Origin of the sequence: Roseibium sp. (genome assembly GCF_025698965.1) — a bacterium.
Taxonomy (GTDB): domain Bacteria; phylum Pseudomonadota; class Alphaproteobacteria; order Rhizobiales; family Stappiaceae; genus Roseibium.
Map to the genome: position 1 here is coordinate 1 of NZ_JAILWL010000515.1, position 4,415 is coordinate 4,415.

General features: G+C 53.9%; 4 protein-coding genes. All 4 read left to right on the forward strand.

Annotated features, from left to right (window positions below):
• Positions 1 to 272 precede the first annotated feature (272 nt).
• Positions 273 to 1,457: an AGE family epimerase/isomerase gene (locus K5905_RS28370; protein WP_297590668.1), complete on the forward strand. Its 1,185-nt coding sequence runs from the start codon at positions 273 to 275 to the stop codon at positions 1,455 to 1,457.
• 428 nt (positions 1,458 to 1,885) lie between these two features.
• Entirely contained in the window at positions 1,886 to 2,089 is a 204-nt protein-coding gene (locus tag K5905_RS28375; RefSeq protein ID WP_297590670.1) for a hypothetical protein, read from the forward strand.
• A gap of 16 nt (positions 2,090 to 2,105) precedes the next feature.
• The gene (gene folD, locus K5905_RS28380) at positions 2,106 to 3,017 is read left to right on the forward strand and encodes a bifunctional methylenetetrahydrofolate dehydrogenase/methenyltetrahydrofolate cyclohydrolase FolD (protein WP_297590673.1); all 912 of its coding nucleotides are present in this window, start codon (positions 2,106 to 2,108) and stop codon (positions 3,015 to 3,017) included.
• Positions 3,018 to 3,265: 248 nt separating this feature from the next.
• On the forward strand, positions 3,266 to 4,415 hold a 1,150-nt coding region (locus K5905_RS28385; protein WP_297590675.1), incomplete at its 3' end, for a POTRA domain-containing protein.

Genomic DNA, 4,415 nt, shown 5'->3' on the forward strand with positions numbered 1-4,415 from the left:
CAGGGCCACTGCAGTTACGAGTACTGACAAAATTCGCATTCTAAACCGATCCACCCCATCCGATGTCAGTCAGGTAGCACCCTCTAGCGCCGATGTCCAAGCCACATCATGATTCTCCCCGGGAGAATTCTCCCTTGTGTGACTTTGCTGTCACACCCATTCGAATTTACTAGTGAATTGATTAATTTCCGATTTATCGCCTTCAGTTCTGTACATTGGCTGCGTTGGAATTATAAACCAAGCCACTGTCGACCCCATTTGTGAGGTATCCAATGACCAACGAATTTCCGGAATCGAATGGGAAATCACTAGGCTCCCTCTCGGTAGAATTGACAGGCTGGCTGACAGACAAAGCGCTTCCGATCTGGCTTTCTGCCGGCATAGATGCAAACAACGGTGAGTGTTTTGAGGCGATCGATCTCAAATCACAACAAGCCACATCAGTCCCACGGCGGGCACGGGTCATTCCCCGCCAGATATATTCCTTTCTTGAAGGTGGCAATCTCGGCTGGCAAGGGCCGGCTAACGACATCGCCGACGCCCTTTTTGATTGGCAAATTAAAACCTTCAAAACACCAGACGGTTATTTTGCCGCGTCGGTAGACATCGATAACAATGTCATTGACGACACGTTCGACCTCTACAATCAGGCCTTTGCTCTTTTCGGATTTGCGCAAATTGCTGGCAACCGGCCAGAAAAACGAACGGTGGCTATAGCGGAGGCTGACAGTCTTCTAAGTTATCTGCTGCACAACTATAGACATCCTGAAGCAGGTTTCCGGGAAGCCAATCCAGACCGCACTCCTCTGTGTTCCAATCCACATATGCACCTTTTCGAAGCTTGCCTTGCATGGGAAAATGTTTCTGAAAACCCTGTTTGGGTGGAGTTGACGGATGAGATTGCCGAACTTGCATTGAACCGGTTCATGGATCCCGTCACTGGCGGTCTCAGGGAATTCTTTGATCTCGACTGGTCTCCGATGCCTGGAGACAAGGGAAAGGTCACGGAGCCTGGCCATCAGTTCGAATGGGCATGGCTGCTGGCTCGTTGGGGGCAATTGCGCGGCGATGCCGGCGCATTGATCGCTGCTCGTCGTCTTTACGACATTGGAAGAACTTTCGGCATTGACGAAAGCCGTGGCGTCACCTTCATGTCCTTGAACGACGACTTCACCGTCCGTGACCCGATTGCAAGGCTTTGGGGACAGACTGAATGGCTGAAGGCTGCGATCGCTCTGGCACAAATCTCGTTCGGTCCGGAGAAAGACGCCTACCTTGCCGACATTCCGGATGCCGTGAAGGCGCTACAAGTGTTTCTGGATGGAGTTCCGGCCGGTCTTTGGCGCGATAAATTGGCACCTGACGGTGACTTCGCTCAGGAACCGGCACCGGCAAGCTCGTTCTACCATATCGTATGCTCGATTTCCGAACTGGATGCCTTTGTGAAATCACTCTAGACCGTGTGGACGAATTGGTTTGGAGCGTGGTTTGAGAAAAGATTGTCCAGTTCCAGGAGCGAAAATGCAGAAAGGATTGCCCCTTTCAAGTTTTTGCGACGCCGAAATGGACACTCTTTTCTCAAATCCTGAAAGGACGCGGCGCATTTGAGTCCTGAGGGCGTCGGAAAGCTCTCCCGTATATCAATACGGGCTTTGCTTCCCTCCTGCGCACGACTCAAATGCAACACACGCCGCGCCCGAAGCCAATTCGTCCACGAGGCCTAGGCCGTGGGAACAAATTCGGCCTCCGAAATCGAGGAAGGTCCGTCGAGGGACTTACCCTCAAAAGGATTTCAACACGTTTTCGAAGCCTATGCCTGCTGTATCCGGGGCGAAGTTGGTAACATTTTTTTGCGTCAGCTTCGCGAAGTTCTGAAAGGCTGGTTATGTCCGGCAACGCCGCGTTTGAACAAAGTGGTTTTTACCAAAACCACGGCCAAACTCCTGATCTTCAACAGCTCGTCTGGCGGAGCGAACATAGAAATTTCCGCTTTATGGCGAAACCAGATCATGAAAAGACGCAAACCGTGTTTTCACTCTTCCCTCATTTCGATAGCGTGCGCTCGAAACTGACCAAGATGTATTCCTAAAAAACGAGGAGGCGGAATGCCCCAGGCGCAGATTATTGATGGCAAGGCCATCGCAGAATCAGTCCGAGAGGAAATCACCCGACGCGCAGCCAGGTTGCTGGAAACCAGCGGCAAGCGTCCCGGACTTGCCGTGGTGCTTGTCGGCGAAGATCCTGCGAGCCAGGTCTATGTGCGAAACAAGGACCGCGCTGCCGAAGCCTGCGGCTTTCATTCCGTGAAGCACACTCTCGCAGCTGACACTAGCGAAGAAGATGTGCTGACACTGGTCGAACAGCTCAATAACGATGCGGACGTGCATGGTATTCTTGTGCAGTTGCCACTGCCTGGGCATATCGACGAGAGCAAGGTGCTCCGTCTTATTCGCCCCGAGAAGGACGTGGACGGCTTTCATCCTGTCAATGTGGGCCTTCTCACAACTGGCGAGCGTGATAGCGCACTCGTTCCCTGCACGCCGGCCGGCAGTCTGGTCCTTTTGAAACGAACACTTGGCGACACCCTGTCTGGCAAGAACGCCGTCGTTGTCGGTCGATCCAATATTGTCGGCAAGCCAATGGCAAGCCTGCTTCTTCAGGAGAGCTGCACGGTCACCATCGCACACAGCCGGACCAAGGATCTTCCGGATGTTGTGCGTAGCGCGGACATTGTGGTCGCTGCGGTCGGCCGTCCTGAAATGGTCAAAGGCGACTGGATCAAACCAGGCGCCACTGTCATCGACGTCGGTATCAATCGTATCCCTGCCCCTGAGCGAGGAGAAGGCAAATCCCGGCTCGTAGGCGACGTGGCATTCAACGAAGCGGTGGAGCATGCAGGCGCAATCACTCCTGTTCCCGGAGGTGTTGGCCCAATGACAATCGCCATGCTTATGGTCAACACACTGACCGCTGCAAGACGGTTGATGGGACTTCCTGAAGAAGAACCGCTGTTCTGATCCTGGCTTGATCACCCCTCAAGTGATCTTGGTCGCTCGCCTTCATTTGGAAACAGCGATCCGGCGTCATGCAGGACGAAACCGGTATCCAACTTAAGCACTTGCGCAAAAACCGGTGCCATGGTCTATCGTGATTTAGTGAACCTTAACCATGGCTCTCTAGTCTAAATGACGTAGGGGCTGCATACGCAGTTTGACCGGATTGCAATCAGGTAATCCGGTCTGACCAATCCGTCAGGCGGCAGTAAGTGAAGGGTCTACCGTCTCGTAAATCCGGCTTAGAACCGGATGCGCGCAAATACGCTTTGGATACACTGGTTGCTTTCGCGGCGGCCGGTGCGAATTGCGTTTTCAAGCGCCCACTCGTTACGGGATTGATTTTCGTCTCTCTGTTTGCCGCCCCCTATCCGGCGTCCGCCTTTGAAATTTTCGGCTGGAGGCTATGGGGTGCAGAAGAAGAAACAACCGACGCGGTTCCCGATCCCACACCCTATGAAGCAGAGCTAACCGTTTCGGGAGGAAACGAAACTCTCACCAAGGATCTCAAGAGTGCGTCCCTGCTGATCCAACAGCAGGATTCTCCTCCTTCCGGAGAAGCAGGCCTGATCGCACGGGCGCTTTCGGACCGGGAACGTCTGGTTGCCAAGCTCTATGCAGATGGGCGGTACGGCGGAACGGTTGACATGACACTTGCCGGTATCCCACTGGAAACCGCGCTGGAGCAGAGCGATCTGCCGGACCGGCGGCCGGTGAAGGTCGCAATTCTGGTGAACCCTGGGCCCCTGTTCACATTTGGCAATGTCGCCGTCTCTTCAAAAGGTGGCGACCTGTCGACAGATCCTTCGTTCTGGGGACTGACACCCGGCGACACAGCAGCATCCGGCAAAATCCTTGCGGCTGAAAACCGCATTGTTTCTGTTTTGCGTGGCCGGGGGTATCCAAAGGCGAAAATAGCGGAACGGCGCATCACAGCCGACCACAGCAACAACAAGCTTGATGTCACTTTGGTCGCCGATGCCGGTCCTCAAGCTCGTTTCGGTCAAGTTTCGGTCAGCGGCACCGAAGTTACGGATCCGAATTTTGTCGTTCAGCAGGCCATGTTGCCACAAGGTGGCATCTATTCTCCCGAAGACATTGCACGTGCACGCAAACGCTTGAATGAACTCGGTATTTTTTCGTCAATCCGGCTTGTTGAAGGAGATATCGAGGCTTCGGATGGCTTGTTGCCGATTACCATAGAAGTCAGCGAGCGTAAACGGCATGTCATTGGTGCTGGTGCATCCTGGTCGAGTATCGAAGGGTTCGGCGTTGAATCCTATTGGCGTCGCCGCAACCTGTTCGGGCGCGGAGAACTGCTTTCTATTGAAGGCTCGATAGGCAGGATTGGAACGGAGAGCC

What these genes read in the sequence shown, in the direction of transcription:
- K5905_RS28375 (WP_297590670.1), top strand. Translation starts at nt 1,886, where the DNA reads ATGTCCGGCAACGCCGCGTTTGAACAAAGTGGTTTTTACCAAAACCAC.
- folD (WP_297590673.1), top strand. Translation starts at nt 2,106, where the DNA reads ATGCCCCAGGCGCAGATTATTGATGGCAAGGCCATCGCAGAATCAGTC.
- K5905_RS28370 (WP_297590668.1), top strand. Translation starts at nt 273, where the DNA reads ATGACCAACGAATTTCCGGAATCGAATGGGAAATCACTAGGCTCCCTC.